15 protein-coding genes are annotated in these 22,654 nt (G+C 61.2%); 5 read left to right on the plus strand and 10 right to left on the minus strand.

What is annotated here, in order from left to right:
- Nucleotide 1 precedes the first annotated feature (1 nt).
- Both ACP3RB_RS04275 and ACP3RB_RS04280 read left to right on the plus strand, forming a co-directional pair.
- Nucleotides 2-832 carry a transposase gene (locus ACP3RB_RS04275; protein WP_426699539.1) on the plus strand — a complete coding sequence of 277 codons (831 nt, stop codon included), beginning with the start codon at nt 2-4 and terminating at the stop codon, nt 830-832.
- Between the two features lie 276 nt (nt 833-1,108).
- The gene (locus ACP3RB_RS04280; RefSeq protein ID WP_005506196.1) at nt 1,109-1,882 is read left to right on the plus strand and encodes a slipin family protein; all 774 of its coding nucleotides are present in this window, start codon (nt 1,109-1,111) and stop codon (nt 1,880-1,882) included.
- Between the two features lie 538 nt (nt 1,883-2,420).
- Here the strand turns inward: ACP3RB_RS04280 and ACP3RB_RS04285 are convergent.
- The 3 genes from ACP3RB_RS04285 to ACP3RB_RS04295 all read right to left on the minus strand — a co-directional run bounded on the left by ACP3RB_RS04285 (nt 2,421) and on the right by ACP3RB_RS04295 (nt 8,252).
- Nucleotides 2,421-4,193 carry a bifunctional hydroxymethylpyrimidine kinase/phosphomethylpyrimidine kinase gene (locus tag ACP3RB_RS04285; RefSeq protein ID WP_426699540.1) on the minus strand — a complete coding sequence of 591 codons (1,773 nt, stop codon included), beginning with the start codon at nt 4,191-4,193 and terminating at the stop codon, nt 2,421-2,423.
- Between the two features lie 419 nt (nt 4,194-4,612).
- Entirely contained in the window at nt 4,613-6,364 is a 1,752-nt protein-coding gene (locus ACP3RB_RS04290; RefSeq protein WP_426699541.1) for an ABC transporter ATP-binding protein, read from the minus strand.
- Between the two features lies 1 nt (nt 6,365).
- A complete protein-coding gene (locus tag ACP3RB_RS04295) occupies nt 6,366-8,252 on the minus strand; it encodes an ABC transporter transmembrane domain-containing protein (RefSeq protein WP_426699542.1) in 1,887 nt (628 codons plus the stop codon).
- 465 nt (nt 8,253-8,717) lie between these two features.
- On the opposite strand from ACP3RB_RS04295, the gene ACP3RB_RS04300 reads away from it, so the two are divergent.
- The gene (locus tag ACP3RB_RS04300) at nt 8,718-11,318 is read left to right on the plus strand and encodes a DEAD/DEAH box helicase (RefSeq protein WP_426699543.1); all 2,601 of its coding nucleotides are present in this window, start codon (nt 8,718-8,720) and stop codon (nt 11,316-11,318) included.
- A 105-nt stretch (nt 11,319-11,423) separates the two neighbouring features.
- Nucleotides 11,424-12,875, plus strand: a complete 1,452-nt coding sequence (locus ACP3RB_RS04305; RefSeq protein WP_426699544.1) for an alpha/beta fold hydrolase — start codon at nt 11,424-11,426, stop codon at nt 12,873-12,875.
- A 147-nt stretch (nt 12,876-13,022) separates the two neighbouring features.
- Here the strand turns inward: ACP3RB_RS04305 and ACP3RB_RS04310 are convergent, their stop codons facing one another.
- From ACP3RB_RS04310 to ACP3RB_RS04320, 3 genes are all read right to left on the minus strand, one after another.
- Nucleotides 13,023-14,225 (minus strand): TerC family protein, encoded by a 1,203-nt coding sequence (locus ACP3RB_RS04310; RefSeq protein WP_426699545.1) that lies wholly within the window; start codon nt 14,223-14,225, stop codon nt 13,023-13,025.
- A gap of 387 nt (nt 14,226-14,612) precedes the next feature.
- Nucleotides 14,613-15,161: an NAD(P)H-dependent oxidoreductase gene (locus ACP3RB_RS04315; protein WP_311445998.1), complete on the minus strand. Its 549-nt coding sequence runs from the start codon at nt 15,159-15,161 to the stop codon at nt 14,613-14,615.
- 97 nt (nt 15,162-15,258) lie between these two features.
- Entirely contained in the window at nt 15,259-15,861 is a 603-nt protein-coding gene (locus ACP3RB_RS04320) for an NAD(P)-dependent oxidoreductase (RefSeq protein WP_426699546.1), read from the minus strand.
- Between the two features lie 200 nt (nt 15,862-16,061).
- Here ACP3RB_RS04320 and ACP3RB_RS04325 point away from each other — a divergent pair, with 200 nt between their 5' ends.
- Complete coding sequence (locus tag ACP3RB_RS04325) at nt 16,062-16,541, plus strand: winged helix-turn-helix transcriptional regulator (protein WP_426699547.1); 480 nt, start codon at nt 16,062-16,064, stop codon at nt 16,539-16,541.
- 192 nt (nt 16,542-16,733) lie between these two features.
- Here ACP3RB_RS04325 and ACP3RB_RS04330 read toward each other — a convergent pair whose 3' ends face one another.
- From ACP3RB_RS04330 to ACP3RB_RS04345, 4 genes are all read right to left on the minus strand, one after another.
- Nucleotides 16,734-17,516 (minus strand): ornithinee aminotransferase, encoded by a 783-nt coding sequence (locus tag ACP3RB_RS04330; RefSeq protein ID WP_426699548.1) that lies wholly within the window; start codon nt 17,514-17,516, stop codon nt 16,734-16,736.
- Nucleotides 17,517-17,724: 208 nt separating this feature from the next.
- A complete protein-coding gene (gene uvrB / locus ACP3RB_RS04335) occupies nt 17,725-19,893 on the minus strand; it encodes an excinuclease ABC subunit UvrB (RefSeq protein ID WP_426699549.1) in 2,169 nt (722 codons plus the stop codon).
- A 161-nt stretch (nt 19,894-20,054) separates the two neighbouring features.
- Nucleotides 20,055-21,383, minus strand: coding sequence for a 2-oxoglutarate dehydrogenase (locus ACP3RB_RS04340; protein WP_426699550.1), 1,329 nt, complete (start codon nt 21,381-21,383; stop codon nt 20,055-20,057).
- Nucleotides 21,384-21,910: 527 nt separating this feature from the next.
- Nucleotides 21,911-22,597 carry an IMPACT family protein gene (locus ACP3RB_RS04345; RefSeq protein WP_426699551.1) on the minus strand — a complete coding sequence of 229 codons (687 nt, stop codon included), beginning with the start codon at nt 22,595-22,597 and terminating at the stop codon, nt 21,911-21,913.
- Between the last annotated feature and the right edge of the window lie 57 nt (nt 22,598-22,654).

Genomic DNA, 22,654 nt, shown 5'->3' on the forward strand with positions numbered 1-22,654 from the left:
CATGCCTGAGCAGATTGCTGGAGTTTCTTTCCTCGTGTGGCTGGCCTGCGTGTACGCGCTCGGCCTGGTCGCCGTGGGTTGGGGCTTCGATATTCTCGCCAAGCGCACCAGCCAGCGCATGGTGGCGGCGCGAACCTTCGGGTTCACCTACCACCAAGAGAGCGACGCGTGGCTCTGCCCCGAAGACCAGTGGCTGTGGGCGACCGCATTCGACTCGGATAACCGAGTGATGCGTTACCGCGCCAAGCCCAGCGTGTGCAACACCTGCCCGATTAAGGACAGCTGCACCGTCTCGGCGAACGGTCGCGAGCTCACCCGCGAAGTGGACGAATGGCCCTACTCCGAGTCGGGTCGTTTCCACCGCGGGCTGGCGGTTGCTGTCTCGCTGCTGGGTGTGGTCACCCTGATTGGTGCCGCCATCGTCTGGCACTCCCCGCTGGAGCTTCTGGTGGAGGGTGCCGCCGCGGTGGTCTGCCTGTCGCTGACCTACCCGCTGGCTGTGAAGCTCATGCGTTCCCCCGCGAACTTCGAGAACGATCCGAAGCATATTCACGCATCCACCGCTGATGAGTCGGTGAACGTGAAGATGGATCGTTTCGCGGCGAAGTGGGGTGGTGTGTCGAATGAGCGTAAGCGCCGTACCGAGCAGACCCGCAAGCAGATGATTGCGGATGCAACCCTGCCGGTTCGTACCTCTGCCCTCGACCCGGACCGCCCCGCCTGGAGCGGTACCGGCACCTCGGTTAAGCGACTGCACAAGACCACGAACGAGGTCTTGCAGGAGCAGAACCTGGCTGAGGTTGAGGCCGCGGAGGAAATGGCGAAGAAATAGCGCTGCATAGGTTTTTCCGTTCCGGCGGCTGACCGGCTGGCTGGTCCCGTCTGTTAGCTTCGGCGGCTACCCCGTGTGGGTTTCTCTTTTGAGTTTTCCATGCGGGGTGCCGCCGGGGCGCCGACCCGCCGCGACGTGCGCCGGGACGGAGAATTCCCCTCCCTCAACTCCCCCACACACAGCCCGGTACCGGGCACCCCCTACTACCTGCACCGTATGAGGCGCGGGCAGGTGGGCACACATACCGTCCTCCCCCAATACTTGTGAAGGAAAACCATGGATCCCGTCACTTTGGCAACTATCCTCATCCCAGTTGCCGTCATTGTTCTTTTTATTCTGATTCGTATGTTCCGCGTCATCCCCGAATACGAGCGTGGCATCTCCTTCCGCTTCGGTCACCTGCGTTCGGAGCTGAAGCCCGGCCTGAACGTCGTCTTCCCCCTCGTTGACTCCCTGCAGCGCGTTGATATGCGTGTCATCACCCTGACCATTCCCCCGCAGGAAGTCATCACCAAGGACAACGTCCCCGCCCGCGTGAACGCCGTGGTCCTCTTCCGCGTGACCAACGCCAAGAACGCTGTGCTTGAGGTTGAGAACTACCCGATTGCCACCAGCCAGATTGCGCAGACCACCCTGCGTTCCCTGCTCGGTCGCGTTGACCTGGACACCCTGCTCGCACACCGCGAGGACCTGAACGAGGACCTGCGTTCCATCATCGGTTCGCGCACCGAACCGTGGGGTATTCAGGTGGAGCTCGTCGAAATTAAGGACGTTGAGATTCCCGAGGCTATGCAGCGCGCCATGGCTCGTGAGGCTGAGGCTGAGCGTGAGCGCCGCGCAAAGATCATTTCGGCACGCGGTGAGCTGGAGGCTTCGAGCGAGCTGAAGGAAGCGTCCGACATTCTGAGCCAGTCCCCCGCCTCCCTGCAGCTGCGTTACCTGCAGACCCTGCTGGAGCTGGGCGCCGACCAGAACTCGACCGTGGTCTTCCCGCTGCCCATGGACGTAATTGGCCCCCTCGTGGGCGCGCTCAAGGGCGAGAGCAAGTAGGCTACTCCCCTTCCCTGATGTACTAGCCTGAAGTACCCGCCGCGGCGGCTAATTCGCAGCCGCGAGAAACATAGAAATATCCCGTGCAGATGAGAGCATCTGCACGGGATATTTCTATGCGGGATTTGTACGCGAAACACTTTCAAGCCGAATGCTTTCAAGCGGAGCCCCGACACAAAAGCACCGGGAAGGAAGGCGTTTGGCCCGCCGCGGGGGTTGGATGAGGTGGTTGCGGCGGGCCAAACTTTCCTAGGTCGGCTACACACCGTAGAGGTGCGGGCGCGGCAGGTACATCAGCCAGTTGGGTGAGGGCCGGAATCCTACCGCAAACGGTTTTCACCGACGCCTTAAGCATAACCGGCACGCGCCCCGAACCAGCGGCAGTTTGAGTGAAGCATCAATCACCCATCTCGCACCATGCCGGGGCGGTATTCAGCCCAGAATCGGCGCCTAAAACATCGGTACCTCAAGCACCGGCGAGCTGGCTACAGTGCAACCCCTAGCGCAGTGCCCGTCAGCTAGCGCAGCGCCCAGCAAACTAACGTAATGCTCGGTGCGCCTGGTCAAAGAACTCGCGCTCATACACGCACGCCGACAGGTACGCCCGCGCCGCACGCACACGCTGAGCCGGTGAAGCCGCCTCAAACGCACGCTCCACCTCCGCGAGGCTACGCGCCACATCCGCGGCGAACTCTTCGCCACCGTACATGCTCAGCCACTCCGCGTACGGGTGGTCCGCGTGATTCTGCGAGGAGAGCACAGCGCCCACCTCTTCGTACAGCCAGTAGCAGGGCAGGACCGCCGCGGCACCGACCACGTAATCCTCACCGGCGGCGGAGGCACGCAGGAAATTCGTGTACCCCATCGTAATCGGCGAGGGACCACCCAGACGCGCACGGTTCGCCAACCAGCCCTCGTGCAGCTGCGATTCGGCGGCAATCGCCTCGTGCGCACCGGCCGCCCAGTGCACCTGCGCCTCAGCGGTATCAGCACGCGCCGAGAGAGTCGCGAGCGCACGCGAATAATCCCGCAGGTAGAGGGCGTCCTGGTCCAGGTAGAAGGCGAACAGGTCCTCGTCGAGGGTGCCGTCACCGAGGGCACGCACGAAGGGCAGGTCCAGGATCTGGTGCCAGGTTTCGCCGCCGGCTGCCCAGAGGGCGGCGGTCCAAGGACCGGCGGGCTGTACGACGGCTTCACCGGCGGGTACGGGGCTGACCGGTAGCAGACGCTCCGGGCTGGTGCCGTCCAGGGTATTGCCCTCAGAGTCGGTGGTGGCGAGCAGGTGATGCCACGGGTACGCGGAGGCGGCAGCCTCCAGACGGCGGGCACGGGCGGCGTGGTCCACCGGGCCGTGGCCCTCACCGGAGCCGACCTGCAGCCCGGCACCTGCGGCAATGGATTCGTGGAGCCAGCGGGTGCTCCACTGCAGGGCGCGGTAGGTGTCTTCGCTGGTCAGAGTATTCTTCTCGCCCTCAGAAGATTCTGCGGCTTCGGTGTGCCCTGCGGCCTCGGTGTGCTGGAGCAGTTCCACGCCCAGGCGGGTCGCCAGCGAGGAGGACAGGGAGCATCCGGTGCCGTGCGTATTGCGGCTCTCCAGGCGCGGGGTGCGCACGTGCGCGCAGGTGCCATCCGGGAAGACCGCGGTGTTACCGGCGTCCTGACCGCACAGGTGGCCGCCCTTCACAATCACGGTGGTTCCAGTCGCCGCCGCAAGGTTCGCCGCCTGCTCATGCGCCTCATCAAAGGTCTGGGCGGGCTCCTTCTGACAGAGCACGGCAAGCTCCGGAATGTTCGGGGTAATCACGTCCACGAGCGGCACGAGGTCGCGCAGCGCCTGCTCCGCTTCCGCCTGCAGCAGGCGGTCACCGCTAGAAGCAATCATGACCGGGTCGAGCACGACCACGGGCACGGGGTGCTCACTCAGCCAGGTGCTGACGGTGCGGATCGTGTCCGCGTCGCCGAGCATGCCGATTTTTACGGCGTCAACCGTGACGTCATCAAAAACGGCAGCAAGCTGCGCGGTCAAAAATTCCAGGGGCGGGGTGAATACTTCGCGCACTCCGCAGGTGTTCTGGGCGACCAGTGAGGTGGTCACGCACATGCCGTAACCGCCGGATGCGGTAATGGACTTGAGGTCCGCCTGAATACCTGCACCGCCGGAGGGGTCGGTTCCAGCAATGGACAGAACCCTCGGCACCCTAGAGGTCCCAGGTGCCCCGGGAGTTCCGGAGGCGCTCGCGCCGGGTGCAGAGTTGGAGGTAGTTGAGGGGTTGGTGGGTGCGCACGCGGGCGCGGTAGGCTGCTCTGCCATGATCGATAATCCCTTCGCTAGTTCGAACTAGAGCAGGTTCAATGGGTGATTCTCTCAGCCTTGAGTGTTCTGACGCCGTTTCGTGCGCCCACTGTGCCGTATGCCCCGTATACCCTTCATTGGGCGGGGTGGGCTGGTGTTGGGCGGGTTGCGGGCGTCTCAAGGCACCCCATATCGCTCTGCCAGGTTATCACAACGATTCTCAGGAGCTGAAAGTTTTGCGGGCGGCAAGTGAATCTCTCCGAAATTTTCGTTTGAGCATTGTGTTGCTACACCCCCACTCCGGCGCGGCTTTTCCAGCGCAGGTTTCAGCGCACACCCCACCCAGAACTCGCCCATTAAAGAGCAGTGCCCGGCACCGCTTCACGCAGTACCGGGCACTATCCGCCGAGTAAATCAGTCGGGCATATCCGCCGGGCTTAGGTCAGGGCGAAAATCTCTGCCGGTGAGCCCTCCGCAATGATCCTGCCCTCGTGCAGCAGGACCGCGCGGTCAGCCAGGGAGGCGATACGCGCATCGTGCGAAATGATCAGCACCGCACGGTTCGCCAGCACGGCACGCAGAGACTCGGTGGCGTCCGCGAGCTCCAGCTGGGTGGTGGACTCGTCCAGAATCACGGCGTGCGGGTCAGCCAGCACAATACGTGCCAGTGCCAGCTGCTGAATCTGGTCGCGGGTCAGAGGCGAATCCGCGCCGCTGACGACGGTATCCATGCCCTGCGGCAGGTCGCGCCACCAGCGGGCACCGACAGCGTCCAGCGCCTCGCCCATCTGCTCGACGGTTGCATCCGGCACGACCACCGTAAAGTTATCGGCGAGAGTACCGAAGAAGACGTGCGCTTCCTGGGTGCAGACCAGCAGGCGCGGGCGGCCGTCAGCGGCGGCATCGGTCGGAAAATCGCCGTGACCGACGGGGCGACCCATCACGTTAATGGTGCCGTCCAGGGCGGTCAGCGAACCACCGATTAGGCGCGCCAGGGTGGTCTTACCCGAGCCGGAGCGGCCCACCAGGGCGAGCGCTTCACCGCGACGAATCTTCAGGGTGATGTCTTCCAGAACGAGGGCGTCGGGCGAGTAGCCGTACGAAACCTGGGAGCAGTCAATGGCGTACTCCGGGTTCTTCACGGCTTCATCAGACACGGCGGAGAACGCTTCGGCACGGTGCTGTGCACGCGCCTCACGCTGCTTCTTCGCCAAGGACACCACACCGAACACGCGGCCCATGTTCACGAGCATGATGCGCAGGCTGCTGACGTGGTGGTTCAGCATGTCGGTGAGGACTCGCAGGCTGAACACCATGACCGAGGCGGTCGCTACGGCACCCCAGCTTGCCCAGCCGAGAGCCACGCAGGCGGCACCCCAGAGCATGCACAGAATCGTGGGCATCCAGGAGTTGATAGCGTCCACGGTGAAGTACAGCTGGCGGATGCGCACCATGCCCAGCTGCGCGCCAAACAAACGTTCCTTGTTCTCAGCGGAGAAAACCTCTTCACGGGCGGCGTGAACGCCCAGCTCGCGAATCGTGGAGGTGCCGCGAATGTTCTCGGTCAGCACGCTGTTGAGGTCACTCACGCACTCCTGGGCGGTCTGGTTGCGTGCCGCCATGAGCGGCAGCATCTTCGACATGATGAGGGCAAGACCGGCAATCATGGGCAGCATGATCAGACCCATTGCGGGGCTCACAAACGCCAGGGAGATGGTGGAAATCAGGAAGTACAGCAGCACGTAGATTGCGCCGAGCAGGTCCTCGCTGACGGACTTGGCTGCCGAGGACAGGTCGTCGGTCACGCGGGTGAGCAGGTCGCCGCTACCTGCTTCTTCCACGGTGCGTGCATCCAGGTCGAGGGTGCCGTCGAGGGTGTCCTGGTTGGTGTCGCGGGTAACGAGCGCTCCCAGTCGAGCCGCGCTGTACGAGGAGACCATGAGGGTTATCGCCTGCACGATGAACGCCGCCAGGATAATCAGAATCGGCTGCCACGGGTAGCTGGAGAACTTGCCTGCCACCACGTCGTCCACGGTGGCACCAATCTGCAGGGGCACCACCGCGCCCATGAGGGTGCTGACCATGTAGATGACGAAGGTGTAGAGGGCGCGCCCCTTATGCGCCACGAGGTAGTTCCACATGCGGCGTGCCACGTAGGCGGGGGTTTCGATGGGAAGCTGCTTTGCCATGCTAGTTCACCTCCTGATTCTGAGTGGTTGAGAGAGTTTCCGAGTCGGCGGCTGGGTAGCCGTCACGTTCCATGCGGCGGGTTGTCTCCGCGGTCGTGGAGACAACGTAGACCTGCTCCAAATCCTGCAGCAGGCCGGGGTAGCCGACGGGCAGGCGGTCACTACCGACCTGGGTTTCCATCGCGTCGTAGATGTAGCGCTGGCTGGGTTCGTCCACGGAGTTCAGCGGCTCGGTCAGGATAAGCACCTGCGCATCCTGTGCGAGCGCGCGGGCGAGTGCCAGACGCTGACGCTGACCGCCGGAGAGGTTCGCGCCTTCACTGGTGATGCGGGCGGCGAAGTAGTCTTCGGGGTTGCGTCCGCCCAGTCGGTAGGCGATTTCGCGGGAGTCGGTAATCTTCAGCAGCTCCTGGTCCTTTGCCTGTGCCAGCTCCTCATCAGGGTTCGGCACGGTGCCCAGGCGCAGGTGCTCCTGCAGGGTTCCCGCGAAAATCATGGGGTTCGGTTCGCTCAGTAGCACGCGGCGGCCGGAGGCGTCCTTGAGGTCCTCTCCCCCGCGTCGCAGGGTGCGGGCGAGCGCCTCGGCGTAGTCCTGCGCGGTGAGGTTGTAGTCGCGCGGGTTGACGTACACGATGCGCGGGTTGCTGGCACCGGCGGGGGCGACGGGTACGGGCACCTCAAGGGTGCTCGCCTCGGCCGCCTGTTCGGCGCGTGCCAGCTGCGCCATTTCTTCGTCGGTACGCGGCTTCTTCAGCACGCCCTGGCGCACGCCCGCGTGACCTTCGAGGCGGGCGATTTTGGCGAGCGCAATCTTGGCGTAGCGCCATTCCGTCAGGAAGTTCTGGGTAATCCAGATGGGGCCGCCCATCATCGAGATAATGGAGGCGACGGTCACCAGGGACGCGGCGGGGGTGTCGGAGACCCAGCGGCCGTTTTCGACGTGGCCGGTGAGGGCGAAGCCGATGCCGAGCAGGGTCACGGCACCGCCGAGTAGCGCGCGGATGAGGTACATCCAGCGGTGCGTCTTTTCGTAGCGCATGTAGCTATCGAAGACTTCGTCGGTGCCGCGGTGGTAGCGTTCACGCATCTGCTCTTCAGCGCCCAGGCCGGCGATGGTGCGCAGACCGGTGGCGATGTCGGAGGCGCGCGAGGAGGCTTCGCCATCCTTCTCACGGTAGTCGCCAATCTTCGATTCGAGGAAGGACGAGTACCAGGCAATCACGCCGACCACAATGAGCGTACCGATGAGGGTAACGACCGCGGTGACGGGGTTGATGAGCCAGAGTTGCACGGCACCGAGGGATGCGATGATTATGGCCTCGACGAATAGCGGCAGTGAGAAGTAGACGTTGGTAACACGTCGTACGTCTTTGTTCATAACGGTGACTGCTTCACCCGCGTCAACGGTTGTGCGGGTGCGTCCCATGAGCCGGTTAATGTAGGCGCGCCAGTCGCGGCCGAGTTCAGCGCTGAGAGTCATGGAGGTACCCCAGCCGAAGAACTCGTTAATCACGATGAAGGTGATAGCGGCGACGACGACCCAGAACATGGGCCAGGCGTCGGGGGCTTTGCCAGCGATGTGCTGGTTGATGAATTGACCCACCATGACGGGAATCAGGATTGCGCCGATGCCTGCGGTGGTTTCTCCGAGGATGGGGATTACCCAGCGGTGCCAGGGGTATTTGTGTCCGGGCGCGGTGACTCGCAGGGCGAGGCGCTTTTTGAGGGCTTCTTCTTCAGCCTTGCGCAGTTCGCTGCCGGTTATTTCCGGTGCAGATTTTTTCTGCGCGGCTTTTTCCTGCGTGGTTTTGTTATGCATGGATTCTTCATGCGTAGCTTCTTCACGCGCAGCGTTTTCTTGTGCCTTGTCAGCGTTGTATTCAGTCATTCAACGTCTCTCCTTTCTCTTACCCTATTCCTTTATCAATGTGGCACGCAACACTATGAGTGCATTAGTGGGGCGTGTCGTTATTTTGTGCAACGTATCTGGGGCGTGTATCAACCGCGCAATATAAGCCGGCATCAATCGGCGGACTTGAACCTACGCGGTCATTGATGCGGTCTGGCGCCCTGTGGCGTGGAACCCTACAGCCTGGCACCCTACAGTCTGGAGCCTCACGTCGTGGAGCCCAGCGGCATAGAACCCTGTGCGTTCAACCTTCTGAACGCAGACTTTCTGAGCGCGGGGTTGTGCATCGCTGCACCTAGCCTGCACCTAAAGCGCTTTGTTCTACCCTACCTGAACTTTGTGGTTTCCCGCATTAGAGCACGCGCCTTCGCGCCCCTGCCGAGTTGTTCCCTCGTAACGATAACGCCCCCGCACCCGCCCTATTCCCGATAGACTGGAATTCTCATGAGTATTTTGAATTTTCTTTCTCCCTCGCTGGGCGAGAACCCCGGCGACTACAATCGACGCGATTTCAAGGGCAACCCCCTCACCGCCGAAGAAATCTATGAGGCATTCACCGAGTGGATTTCGACCCGCGGCATGACCCTGTACCCCGCGCAGGACGAGGCTGTTCTGAGCATTGCCGCCGGACATAACGTGGTGCTGGCAACCCCGACCGGTTCGGGTAAGTCCACCGTGGCTGTTGCCGCGCATTTTACGGGCCTGGCGACCGGTCAGCGTTCCTACTACACCGCCCCCATTAAGGCGCTGGTGTCTGAGAAGTTCTTTGACCTGATCAATATTTTTGGTGCCGAGAACGTGGGCATGATTACCGGCGACTCCGCCATTAATACGGAGGCGCCCATTATCTGCTGCACCGCGGAAATTCTCGCCAATATTGCCCTGCGCGAGGGTAAGGATGCGGACCTCTGCCAGGTCATCATGGACGAGTTCCACTTCTACTCTGACCCGCAGCGCGGCTGGGCGTGGCAGCTTCCCCTGCTGGAGCTTCCGCAGGCGCAGTTCCTGCTGATGAGCGCGACCCTGGGCGATACGACTCGTTTCCAGGAGGAGATGACGGCGCTGACCGGTCGCGAGAGTGACCTGGTGGCGCATTCTGAGCGTCCCATTCCGCTGCATTTCTACTACTCCACCACCCCGGTTCAGGAGACGGTGCAGGAGCTCGTGCAGACCAAGCAGACTCCGGTCTACATTGTGCACTTCTCGCAGAAGGCGGCGCTGGAGCAGGCGAACGCACTGCTGTCGGTGGCTATTGCTTCGAAGGAAGATAAGGAACGCATCGCCGAGCTGATTGCTAAGTTCCGCTTCGGTCCGGGCTTCGGTAAGGCCCTGAATAAGCTGGTGCGTGCCGGTATCGGTATTCACCACGCGGGTATGCTGCCCAAGTACCGCCGCCTCGTGGAGCAGCTGGCTCAGGAGGGTCTGCTCAAAGTGATTTGCGGTACCGACACCCTGGGTGTGGGTATTAACGTGCCGATCCGTACCGTGCTGATTACGGCGCTGTCAAAGTTTGATGGTGCCCGTAGCCGCCGTCTGCGTGCCCGCGAGTTCCACCAGATTGCCGGACGCGCAGGCCGCGCCGGTTTTGATACCGCAGGCACCGTGGTGGTTCAGGCACCCGAGCACGATATTGAGAACGCCCGCCTGCTGGCTAAGGCTCAGGCGAAGTTCGGTGATGACACGAAGCGCATTAACCAGTCGCTGTCCTCCAAGCGTAAGAAGGCGCCGGAAGGCTTCGTTGGCTGGTCTGAGAAGACCTTCGAGCAGCTGGTAGAAGCCGCCCCGGAGCCGCTGACCTCCTCCTTCGACATCACCCATTCGATGCTGCTGAACCTGATGCACCGCCCGGAGAACCCGGTCATTGCCGCGTACCGCATCATTCAGAACAACCACGAGAGCCCGGCGCGCCGCCGCGAGCTGCTGCGCAAGGCGATTGGTATCTACAAGGAGCTGCTGACCGGTGGCGTGATTGAGCGAACCAACACCCCTGACGAGCACGGCTCCTACCTGCGCCTGACCGAGGACCTGCAGGATAACTTTGCCCTCAACCAGCCGCTGTCCGCTTTTGCGGTCGCCGCGCTGGAACTGCTCGACCCCGAATCCCCCAGCTACGCGCTGGACGCGCTCTCCCTCATCGAGGCAACCCTGGAATCGCCGAACCAGGTGCTGTACGCACAGGAACGCAAGGCAAAGAACGAGCTGTCGGCACAGCTCAAGGCGGACGGTGTGGACTACACCGAACGCATGAACGAGCTGGACAAGGTCACCTACCCGCAGCCCCTTGCGGAGCTCATTGATCAGGCGTACACGACCTACAAGCAGTCCGCACCGTGGGTTGCACGTTTTGAGCCGCGCCCCAAGTCGATTGTGCGTGACATGTACGAACGCGCGATGGGCTTCAACGACTTCGTGCAGTACTACTCGCTCGAACGCGCCGAGGGCGTGCTTCTGCGTTACCTTTCTGACGCGTACAAGGCGCTGCGCCACACCATCCCCGATTCTGCCGTGACCGACGAGCTCGACGACATCATCGAGTGGCTCGGCGAGCTCGTGCGCCAGACCGACTCCTCCCTGGTGGACGAGTGGGAGAAGCTGGCTGCCGGCGAAGACACCGCAACCATTGCCGCCGAGCACGCCTCCATCGAGGAGGAAGAGCCTCCCGCCGTGACGAAGAACCTGCGCGCTTTCCGCGTGATGGTGCGCAACGCCCTGTTCCGCCGTGTGGAGCTCTTCGCTGAGGAGCGTGACCGTGCCCTGGGCGCGCTGGACGAATGGTGCGGCTGGGATGCCGACCGCTGGGCGGACGCCATGGACGACTACTTCGACACCTACGACGACATCTACACGGACGCCGATGCGCGCTCGCCTCGCCTGGTCAGCATGGATGAGGACACCGCCGCGCATCCGGGCGTGTGGAAGGTTCAGCAGAGCTTCGCCGACCCCGAAGATAACTTTGACTTCGGTATTCGTGCCGAGGTTGATTTGGCGGCCTCCGATGAGGCGGGGTACCCGGTGCTGAAGATCCTGAGCGTGGGTGAGTTCTAAGGCTCCAATTGAGGCTCCGTCTGGGGCTCTGTTTGAGACTCCATCTAAGGCTCCGCCCAGATGTTGCCCGTAGTGGGCTAGAATACAGAGTATCTATCTATTTGAATGAAAGAAGGTTCACCGTTGACCGTTTCTTCGCTTCCCAAGGTTGAGTACCGCAAGGGTTCGGTCGTCAAGCACGACGGCTACGAGATTACCGACCACTGGTTCCAGGTTCCCCTGACCCACGGTCTGATTTTCTCCAAGGGCAAGGATGCCGCTCTCTCCTCCCGTTTCGCGGACCAGACCATCACCGTGTTCGCCCGCGAGGTTGTGAGCACCAACGAGACTCTGACCGTTTCGGCTGATAAGCGTCCTTACATTGTGTACCTGCAGGGTGGCCCCGGTTTCGGTTCGCCGAAGACCGGCTCCATTGGCGGCTGGATTGCTGAGCTGGCGAAGACTCACCGCGTGGTTCTTCTGGATCAGCGCGGTACCGGCATGTCTTCCCCGCTGTCTGCTCGCAACATCACCGCTGTGGGTGACCCGCAGGTTCAGGCTGAGTACACTGAGCTGTTCCGTGCGGACTCCATCATCGCTGACGCGGAGGCTGTCCGCGAGGTGCTACTGGCTGACCGTGCCGACAAGCGCTGGTCCACCATTGGTCAGTCCTTCGGTGGCTTCCTGACCCTGTCCTACCTGTCGTTCGCACCTCAGTCGCTGCGTGACTGCCGCATCACCGCGGGTCTGGCACCGATTCGTACCTCCGTGGACAACGTCTACCAGCACACCTTCGACCGTATGAAGGAACGTGTTGAGGAGTACTACAGCTGGTTCCCCGAGGACGCCGAGCTGGCAACCCGCATTGCTGAGCACCTGCGCACCCACAAGGAGTACCTGCCCACCGGTGAGCGTCTGACCGATCACCGCTTCCAGATGGCTGGTCACTTCCTGGGTGGCTGCTGGCGCGAGCGCGGTCTGCACTACTTCCTGGAGACCGCTTTCGCTGAGGGTAACGACCACCTCTCCGATCAGTTCCTGACCGCTATGGGTGCCGAGGTGACCTTCCAGGCGAACCCGCTGTACGCCCTGATGCACGAGACCATTTACGCTGACGGCCCCGCTGATGGCGTTCTGCCCGGCATCCCCGGCTACGAGCTGTCCCCCTCCCCCGCGCCGACCAACTGGTCTGCTGCTCGCGTGGCGGCTTCCCGCCCCGAGTTCGCACCGGATGCGGATCGTCTGCTCTTCACCGGCGAGCACATCTTCCCCTGGTACTACGAGGAGGATCCCTCGCTGCGTCCGCTGGCTGAGGTTGCTAACCTGCTGGCTGAGAAGAAGGACTGGGGTCGCTTGTACGACCACGCACAGCTGCACAAGAACGAGGTTCCCGTGGTGGCTGCGGCGTACAACCCGGACGTGTACGTGGACTTTGAGCACTCCATGGAGACCGCTCGCTGGGTCGGTAACACTCAGGTGTGGACCTCGAAGACCCACCACCACGACGGTTTCGGTTCTGACCCGCTGACCATTCTGGGTCACCTGAAGAACATGCTGGCTGAGGTTCACAACCAGTAATTCTTCGCCGGGTAGTCATTCTGCCCCGGGTTTATCCCCGAATATATTTTGATATAGCTAAAGCCCCTCACCCCGGTTGATCCGGTGTGAGGGGCTTTAGTGTGAGCACTCAGCCTCGTGAGGCCGCAGGCTCAGTAGCTCAAACTACTACTTGGAGGAAGCGTGCGCATCCTGCGCGGTGCGGGCACGCATCACGAGGGCGTGGTATTCGTCTTCCTTCTCGATCAGCTCTTCACGCAGCTTGGCGGGAATGGCATTGAGCTTCTCGGTTTCCTGCTGCCAGCGGGCGGTGATGTCCGCACGCTCGGCGGCGGGTGCATCCTCGGGCAGTGCCAGGTACTTCTCGGAGAGCGCCTGAACACGCTGAATGGTCTGCAGTGCGCGGCCCTTGGGGCTGAGCAGCGAGGCAAGCACGGTAATGATGAGGACACCCACGATGACCATCAGCGACATTTCGGTGGTAATCTCCACAACGTGCACGGGCTCGCCGTGGTTAATGAACGGCAGGTTGTTCTCGTGCATTGCGTGCAGGATCAGCTTCACGCCAATGAACGCAAGGATGGTCGCCAGGCCGTAGGAGAGGTAGACGAGGCGGTCCAGCAGGCCGTCAATGAGGAAGTACAGCTGGCGCAGACCCATGAGGGAGAATGCGGTCGCGGTGAACACAATGTAGACGGACTGGGTGAGGCCGAAGATCGCGGGGATCGAGTCGAGCGCGAAGAGCAGGTCGGAACCGGCGATAGCGACCATGACGAGCATCATGGGGGTCATGACGCGCTTGCCGTTTTCGATGGTGAAGAGCTTGTCGCCGTCGAAGTGGTCGCTGGTCTTCAGGTACTTCTTGGCGAGGCGGACCATGATGTTGTCTGCTTCGTCGTCGCCGTCGCCTTCGGTGATTTCGTCCTTGAGCAGGTTACCTGCGGTCATGAGCAGGACCAGGCCGAAGATGTAGAACACCCAGGCGAAGGAGTTGATGATTGCCGCGCCGGCGAAGATGAAGGTGCCGCGCGCCAGAATCGCGAAGACGATACCGAAGAGCAGAACCTTCTGCTGATTCTCACGAGCGACGCGGAAAGTGCCCATAATAATCATGAAGACGAAGAGGTTATCGACCGAGAGAGCTTCTTCGGTGATGTAGCCTGCGTAGAATTCGGTGGCGGCGGAGGGGCCGTTCGTCACGAAAATGTACAGACCGAACAGCATCGCGATGCCGATGTAAATACTCGACCAGATGGCCGCTTCCTTGACGGAGGGTTCGTGCGCCTTACGGACGTGGAACACGAAATCGAAGGCCAACAGACCCGCGATGATGAGAATAGTAACCAACCATTGCAACCCGGTAACTTCCATGGGGAGCCTTTCTTGTGGTGTGCGTACAGGACCACAAGTCTCTCCCGCCGACCTGAATGGAGGTCGGCCCGATTCACCGGTTAGGCGCCTTCGGCTAACGTGCTGACGATGAGTCGATTGGTGGGATACTCCCTTGCTCGGTGAACGATTATACCTTAGGGTTTATGATTCTCTGAAGGTCCAGTGAAGTTTTTATGTTTCTGACGGTTTATTAGGTGGTTTGAAGGGCGCGAAATCACCGGTATTTATAGATTATTTGTAGGGTGCCGAAGGTCGTACTAGCACAGTAGGCATGCTTCCGTACACGCAAAGAGGGACCCGAAGTGGTGCCACTCCGAGCCCCCCAAGGTGAAGAGCCTCCGCGGTTTAAGAACCAGCGGTATGGGTTTAGATGTTCAGCTCGCGCAAACGTGCTACAAGCTGCTGACCCAGGTCAGTACCTGCAGAACGAGCAATATCTTCAGTACCCGGCATGCTCAATGCGCCGTACACGTACACGGGTTCTGCCCACTTCATGCTGGAAAATGCCGCGGTGTTCTGCAGAGGGTTGAAGATTTCGGGGAAGTTGTTCGGCAACTTCTCCGCATAGATTTCTGCGTTTGCACCAGCACTTGCGGCAACTACGAGGGTCTTACCGGCCAGCTTATCGCCGTCGCTACCGTAGGCGAATCCGTAGGTGAAGACCTCATCCAGCCACTGCTTAAGCAACGCGGGAACCGAGTACCAGAAGACGGGGAACTGCAGAACGATAACGTCCGCTTCCACGAGAGCCTGCTGTTCTGCGGCGATATCAAATGAACCATTGACGCGGTGGGTTGCAATTTCACGCACCTCAACGTTTTCTCCCAGGGCATCGGTGACAACACGGAGAGCTTCAGCGTTGGCGGTCGAAGATTCGGGAGTGGGGTGACCGTAGATGATAAGAGCCTTAGACATTTGTCTTCTTTCTGTAATGCAGTTTTCAGCTAATGATTATGAATCGTTCCGACGGGGTTATCCCGTCGGATGCGGCATTCCGGGTTTAGCGCTGCTACTAGTTAGCAACGGTGAAGCGGCGGCCCACGTGCTTGGGCTCCTCCGCCTCATCAATCAGTGCGACAGCGAAGTCCTCGGCGCTAATGGAAGCACCTGCGGGGGTGTCCAGCGCGGTGTTGTACTTGCCGGTGCGCTCGCCCGGTGCGATCTCGAACGCCGGGGAGACCATGGTCCAGTTCAGACCCTCGGAGGCGCGGTATTCGTCAAGAATATGGGAGAATGCCTTCGCCTCGGGCTTGTACTCTTCGGGGAAGCCCTCGCTATCAACGAAGCGGTTGCCGTTGCCGTCCTCGAGGGAGCCGGCACCGCCGACGACCAGCAGGCGACCGGTAGGTGCTGCCGCGATCAGTGCGCGGTGTGCGTCAATGACCGGCTGCGCGGAGGTGCCGCGGCCCGCAGAGACGGCGACGATGGTGACGTCGTGGTTGTTGACGACGTCAACCAGTGCTGCGGTGTCTGCGAGGTCGATGCTGTGGGCGGTAGCGCCTTCGGGTGCCTTGCCGGAGCGGGTGTAGGCGTCAACCCGATGGCCGCGGGAGATTGCTTCTGCTGCGGTGCGTGCGCCGACCATGCCGGTTGCGCCGATGATTGCGATGTTCATGAGGGCTTCCTATCGGAGTGGTTTCTGACGTTTTTGTTGCGGTTTTTCTTGCGGTATTCCGCGTGATAGTTTTATAGTATCCATTAGAAACCAGGTACCTCAAGGTAACTATTAGGGGGTTTGAGAAAATATTTAAAAATATTTTTCGCACCCCTCGCACCCCCTCAAACAGCCCTTGGCAGATTGAAAAGACAGCAGCTATGACCATCACGCTCACCTCCCCCGCACGCAAAACTGCAACCACGCACGAAACCACCTCCCCAGCACGCGAAACCGCAACCACCCGCACCCCGCAGGACGACCTGCCCGCCAATATTCTCGCCCACGCCTGCCCCTCCCGCACCGTGATGCGCCACCTCACCGACCGGTGGACCCCGCTCATTGTTGCGGCGCTCTCCGAACAGCCCGTCGCCCGCTTCGGTGAACTCAAAGCAATGATTCAGGGCGTCTCCCCCAAGGTCCTCACCCAGACCCTGCGCTCCATGGAACGTGACGGCCTGGTAGAACGCCGGGTCACCGCATCCATTCCGCCACGTGTGGACTACGAACTGACCGCGCTCGGTACGACCCTCATTGAGCCGATGGCCGCCCTGCGCCACTGGGCGCAGGACAATATGCAGGCGGTACTCGAAGCCCGCGAGCGCTACGACGCCGCCGCACTAGAGAATGGCGACGTATAAAAGGCGCAGCGGCAAGCGGCACAGCGTAAAAAGGTGCAGCGTAGAGCGGTGCAGTGGGAGCAACACATCGCAGACCAGCACGCATAGACCAGCACCGCGTAGCAAGCCCACATCAAAGTAGCCCTCCCCGTGAACTATTACGGGGAGGGCTACTTTTTCATTCAGTGAGGATCATTCAATGAGGAGATTCAATTAGGAGGTCGTCATATTGAAGGTCGGCGGGGTGAAAGCAATCGCGTTCACCTGCTTGTTCGTATCCAGTTTGTCGTTCTCATGAATCGTCGGCACGGTGATAACCACCTCGAACTGGTACATGCCTTCCATGAGCTTATCGCCACGCAGCGCAAAACGCGCGGAGATGCCGGTCGCCTGATCATTCACGCTCGATGCAAACGGAATGACCTGACCCTGAACGGTCTGAGTCTTGCCGTTGCGGGTCATGACGGTTGCTTTGCCGGTCGGGTCGGTCGTGAAGACCTGACGGTCAATGATTTCACCCTTGGGCGAGAAGAGGTAAATGTCCATGGACGGGTGCAGGTGCGTGGTGCCGGCCGTCGCCTCCAGCGCGGAGACGTTGTAGGTCATCACGAACTCACCGCAGTTCAGGTTGAGGTCGCCCTCAGGGCCGTGAGTCGCCTCGTACACGGACATGAGGCGGATCGTTGCGGGGTTCGGGGAGGTTGCATTCTCCATGGACCACCACGCCTGACCGGTCACCGGCGCAGTCACGGGCTTGTTCTTGGTGCGCGACTGCAGGGCGCCGCTGGCGGGGTTGGTGATCATCCAGCCGCCGACCTGGGTGAAGTCCGGGCCCTTAACCGTCTTGCAATCATCAGCCGAGGCTGCGAATGCGGGCACCGCCGTGGAGACGGCAATAGCGGGCGTAGCCCAGAGCGCGCCGCGGGTGAGGTTGCGGCGGGTAACGGAACGAGCTCCCGTAGTGTGTTCGTCTGAAGGGTTATTCGAAATAGTCACAGATTTTTCTTTATCGTTCGGAAGCGTCACGGTATTATTTGACACGTAAAACACTTTGATAGTGTACAGCATGTATCTGCACTCAGTGGAACTTCACGAGCAATGAATTATATCATGGCGAAAAACCCAAGTCAGACACCTAAACGCCGGACTTAGAGCACCGGGCTCAGAGCACGGTGTTTAGGGTACCAAGTTTAGAGCACCGGGTTTAGGCGTGACCCGCCTCCTTCATCAGGCGCAGCTCCTTCTTCAAATCGGCAAGCTCATCACGCAGACGCGCCGCCAACTCAAACTGCAGATTCTCCGCCGCCACGCGCATCTGCTCATTCATCTGCTCAATCAAATCCAGCAGATCCTCGGCGGGTACCGCCGCCAGGCCGTCGGCACGAACACGCGCCTCCGCACGGGCGAGAAGCTCCTCCGACTCCGGGGTGCTCGTGGCAATCTTCGACGAGGTCACAGAACCGGTCTTCGCACCCGCACTCACCGTGCGGGCACCCTTCTTACCGCTCTTCCGCAGCTGCAGAAGCTCGCGGGTATCTTCCTCCTCGCGGGCGAGAACATCCGTAATATCGGCAATCTTCTTACGTAGCGGCTGCGGGTCAATGCCGTGCTCACGGTTGTACGCCTGCTGAATCTCGCGGCGGCGGTTCGTCTCATCAATCGCCACGCGCATAGAATCCGTAATCTTATCGGCATACATATGCACCTGACCGGACACATTACGCGCCGCACGACCAATGGTCTGAATCAGCGAAGTGGTCGAACGCAGGAAGCCTTCCTTATCGGCATCCAGAATCGCAACCAGGGACACCTCCGGCAGGTCCAGGCCCTCACGCAGCAGGTTAATACCAACCAGCACATCAAAAGTACCCAGGCGCAGCTCACGCAGAAGCTCCACACGGCGCAGAGTGTCAACGTCGGAGTGCAGGTACTGCACCTTCACGCCGTGCTGCAGCAGATACTCGGTCAGATCCTCCGCCATGCGCTTGGTGAGGGTCGTGACCAGCACACGCTCATCACGCTCAACGCGCACGCGAATCTCCTCAAGCAAATCATCAATCTGACCCTTAGTCGGCTTGACCACAATCTCCGGGTCAATCAGACCGGTCGGGCGAATAATCTGCTCCACATAACCATCAGCCTGCGACAGCTCATACTTACCCGGAGTCGCCGAAAGGTAAATCGTCTGACCGATACGCTCCAGGAACTCCTCCCACTTCAGCGGGCGGTTATCCATCGCCGACGGCAGACGGAAACCGTGCTCCACCAGGGTGCGCTTACGGGACATATCGCCCTCATACATGGCACCAATCTGCGGGACCGTCACGTGCGACTCGTCAATAATTAGCAGGAAATCATCCGGGAAATAATCCAGCAGACAGTTCGGGGCGCTACCGGGGGCACGACCGTCAATATGGCGCGAGTAGTTCTCAATGCCGTTGCAGAAGCCCATCTGCTCCATCATTTCCAGGTCGTAGGTGGTGCGCATGCGCAGACGCTGCGCCTCCAGCAGCTTGCCCTGGGATTCGAGGGTCTGCAGGCGCTCGCGCAACTCATCTTCAATGGAGGTGATAGCCTTCGCCATACGCTCCGGGCCAGCAACATAGTGGCTTGCAGGGAAGACGTACATTTCTTCTTCCTCGCGAATCACCTCGCCGGTCAGCGGGTGCAGGGTGTAAATCGCCTCAATCTCATCACCGAAGAACTCAATGCGGATCGCGTTCTCCTCGTACATGGGGATGATTTCGACGGTATCGCCGCGCACACGGAACGTGCCGCGGTGAAAGTCCATGTCGTTACGCGCGTACTGCATCGCCACGAACTGGCGCAGCAGCTCGTCGCGGTCAATCTCCTCACCGCGACGCAAAGTCACCATCTGCTCAATGTACTCCTCGGGCGTGCCCAAACCGTAAATGCAGGACACGGTCGCAACCACCACCACGTCACGGCGAGTCAGCAGGGAGTTCGTCGCCGAGTGGCGCAGACGCTCCACCTCCTCGTTGATGGAGGAGTCCTTCTCAATGAACGTATCGGTCTGCGGCACGTACGCCTCAGGCTGGTAGTAGTCGTAGTACGAGACGAAGTACTCCACCGCATTATTCGGCAGCAGCTCGCGCAGCTCATTCGCTAGCTGCGCGGCCAGGGTCTTATTCTGCACGAGCACCAGAGTCGGACGCTGCACCGCCTCAATCAGCCAGGCTGCGGTCGCGGACTTACCGGTACCGGTAGCGCCCATCAGCACGATGTCCTTCTCACCGTTCTGCACACGCTCGGTGAGCTCGGCGATAGCCTTCGGCTGATCACCGGCAGGCTGGAAGGGGCTAATGACCTCAAAGGGGGCGACAACGCGGTTAATCTGGGGTGCGTAACTCATGTATCCATCCTAGGGGAAAGCCGCCCGATGCGCGCTACGATTGGTCGCCCCTTTTCTGCTGGCGCAATACGATGACGCGCAATGCGCTCGCAATACCCTCTGCCCACCGGTGGCTACGCGCCTGCGGGTACATGCCAGTGGGGCACCTCGCGGGTAAGGATTTAGCGCACCTCCACGGTCGCTCCGGCGAGGCTCATCAGCCCCCGGTTCGTCAGCGGAAGATACCCATTCAGGGCGCTCAAAATCAGCTGCATGGTGCGCTCTTCATCCTCCACGCTCAGCCCGCGCGGAATGCCCACACCCGGCACGCAGATGCGCTGCTTATACAGGTCAATCACCGCGCACACGGTTCGGTTCGGCACACCCAGCACCGGCAGCATGCCGCGGTGGTTGACGGTGCGCAGGCCCTTACCGACCACGGCGGCGGTGCGGATATCCGGCAGGGCATTCCCCTCAAACCGGGAGGCGCCCGCACCGTTCGCAAAAGCGGCAGGGTCGGGAATACTATTCGGCACCGCGCTCTTCTCGTTAAGCGCAGACAGCATCGGCTCCCCCACGGCGGCGGTGACCGCCACGTAGCGTACCTGCCGGTCCATGGCGTTGAGGTAATCCAGTTCCGCGTACTCCTCCACGCGGTAGTTCCCGACCAGGCCAGCTTCACCCGACCCGGTTTCTTCCACGGTTCGGGTGATGACTTCTTCATCGTAGAAGCTTGCCACGCACACCTGCGGGGCGCCGCGCTCAATGCGGGCGCGGCACTGGTAGTCGTCATCGAGCAGCCAGAGGGACAGCTCGTAGCCGTCGGGTACATCGCGCACACCGGTCGCGAGTAGCACTTCGCTACTGTCCAGGGGGAACGGCTCCCAGCCTGCCGGTTCGAACGCGTTGAGGGCACCGTCCAGGGCGGGGTTGCAGGATCCGAGGCTCGGTGCCTGCTCAGCCGGGGTGAACGCCTCGGTGGAGGGCATGGCGATGGTGAGCCCGCGCATCCTGCCGGCGAGGCAGAGTTCAACCGCCATGAGAAGGTGACCCGCACCTTCACGGCTGAGCGCTGGGCTCTGAACCAGGTGCGCCACACCGGAGTTATCCAGGCTGAGGTGTTCGCCGACTCCGCGGGCGGCGTTAGAGTAGCGGTTGTGCAGGCGCACCAGCTCGTCAAGGGGCAGGGCGCGGCCCACGGTGCCGAACGCCTGGGCGATGGCGTGAACATGTTCGGGGAAGACACGGCAGAGCCTGCCGAGCTGACGGGCAAACTCTGCCGGACGCTGCGTGAGCACGCCCAGCAGGGTGCCGAGGTTCTGCTGGCGGTAGGCGTTGAGTAGCTGGGCGACGGTGGCGGGTTCAAGCTGCTCAGCGCTGTTCCGCTTGTGGAGGCGCGTTCCTGCGCGGTTGAGGGTTGCGGTGCCGCCGCGGCTGCCCGCGGACTGCTCTGATGAGTTTTTGCCTGCTTGTTCGACTGCTTGTTCTCGGTAGGTTCCCGACTGCGTCACGTTTTCACGACCTTGAGCTCTTCAGAGCGTTCGTTAGCTGATTCTTTATAGGGTGACGGGCGGGGCTCGGCGCCTACCGGCAGATGGTTCGTGCACACACCACCGTCTGCCGGATCGTATAGTACCGGCATACAGCTGTGCCTCGTTCCTTGAGTAACTAAGCTATAGCTTCAAGACGTCAGCATCAGGATCTCAGCACTGAGATAGTACCCAGTTCTCCGCGCTGAGATGTCAGCGTTGAGCCCGCCCGTCAGTGCGGGAGCACCCGCTCCCCCGTGGAGGCGCCGGGCTGGGTTACCGCTGGTGATGAACCCGTTGCCCATGCTGTGGAGGGGCGTGTGCGTTCCGCAACGCTTTTTAGGCTATCAGCTTTAGCGGGCAATTACTAGGGTTAGAGTAACTATTGATTAAGGTTGAGCTATGTTTCAGGTTTTGAGAGCTTTATGCGGGCGTTTTAGCCCGGAAATCCAGGAAGAACAGAAATCTAAGACCGGGAATCTAGAATCTGGAATCTAGGGGCCGGTAACCTAGACCGGCAAATCCACCCACTGCGTATCGCCCCAGGTCACGCTCGCCGCGCCGGAACTCAAGCTCACCACCAGCTCCTCGGCACGTTCCAGCTCCTCCGGGCGGTCAAACACACCCAGGGAAATCGTGGCACCCTCCGCGCCATACTCGGTACCCAGCACGTTCAGACCGGCGGCGCGGATTTCGTTTTCCAGGCGGCCAGCGTCCGCATGCGAACTGGGCACCCGGCCCACGCGCAGACGCTCACGCGAATCAAATAGCGCACCGTCCAGGGTCTGCACCACCGCATCCGTGTAGGCACGCACCAAACCACCCGCGCCAAGCTTAATGCCGCCAAAGTAGCGCACGACCACCGCAACCACATCCGACAGGTCGGTGCTGCCGTCCTCGCGGGTCTGACGCGCCAGCAGCGCCTGCATCATCGGCACACCGGCGGTACCGGCGGGCTCGCCATCGTCGGAGGAACGCTGAATATCGCGGTCAGCACCAATAATGAACGCCGAACACACGTGGCGGGCGTCGTGGTAGGTTTTGCGCACCGACTCGATGTATGCGCGCGCCTCCTCAACAGTGCTCACGCGCTTGATGTGACCAATAAATTCGCTACGCTTAATTTCGAGGAGGCTCTCATAGGGCTCATCGCCGCGCGGCACAAGGTAGCGGTTGGCGCGAGTTTCTTCCTGCATGTGTCCTCCTCTAATCAGTACCTATCTATTGTGGCACAGCCCGTCAGGAGCACCGTC

The sequence above is a fragment of the Rothia mucilaginosa genome (genome assembly GCF_049990865.1).
GTDB lineage: Bacteria > Actinomycetota > Actinomycetes > Actinomycetales > Micrococcaceae > Rothia > Rothia mucilaginosa_I.

Bases quoted from the DNA above. Each gene is read 5' to 3' on its own strand.
- ACP3RB_RS04275 (WP_426699539.1), top strand. From the start codon at position 2: ATGCCTGAGCAGATTGCTGGAGTTTCTTTCCTCGTGTGGCTGGCCTGC.
- ACP3RB_RS04280 (WP_005506196.1), top strand. From the start codon at position 1,109: ATGGATCCCGTCACTTTGGCAACTATCCTCATCCCAGTTGCCGTCATT.
- ACP3RB_RS04285 (WP_426699540.1), bottom strand. From the start codon at position 4,193: ATGGCAGAGCAGCCTACCGCGCCCGCGTGCGCACCCACCAACCCCTCA.
- ACP3RB_RS04290 (WP_426699541.1), bottom strand. From the start codon at position 6,364: ATGGCAAAGCAGCTTCCCATCGAAACCCCCGCCTACGTGGCACGCCGC.
- ACP3RB_RS04295 (WP_426699542.1), bottom strand. From the start codon at position 8,252: ATGACTGAATACAACGCTGACAAGGCACAAGAAAACGCTGCGCGTGAA.
- ACP3RB_RS04300 (WP_426699543.1), top strand. From the start codon at position 8,718: ATGAGTATTTTGAATTTTCTTTCTCCCTCGCTGGGCGAGAACCCCGGC.
- ACP3RB_RS04305 (WP_426699544.1), top strand. From the start codon at position 11,424: ATGAAAGAAGGTTCACCGTTGACCGTTTCTTCGCTTCCCAAGGTTGAG.
- ACP3RB_RS04310 (WP_426699545.1), bottom strand. From the start codon at position 14,225: ATGGAAGTTACCGGGTTGCAATGGTTGGTTACTATTCTCATCATCGCG.
- ACP3RB_RS04315 (WP_311445998.1), bottom strand. From the start codon at position 15,161: ATGTCTAAGGCTCTTATCATCTACGGTCACCCCACTCCCGAATCTTCG.
- ACP3RB_RS04320 (WP_426699546.1), bottom strand. From the start codon at position 15,861: ATGAACATCGCAATCATCGGCGCAACCGGCATGGTCGGCGCACGCACC.
- ACP3RB_RS04325 (WP_426699547.1), top strand. From the start codon at position 16,062: ATGACCATCACGCTCACCTCCCCCGCACGCAAAACTGCAACCACGCAC.
- uvrB (WP_426699549.1), bottom strand. From the start codon at position 19,893: ATGAGTTACGCACCCCAGATTAACCGCGTTGTCGCCCCCTTTGAGGTC.
- ACP3RB_RS04345 (WP_426699551.1), bottom strand. From the start codon at position 22,597: ATGCAGGAAGAAACTCGCGCCAACCGCTACCTTGTGCCGCGCGGCGAT.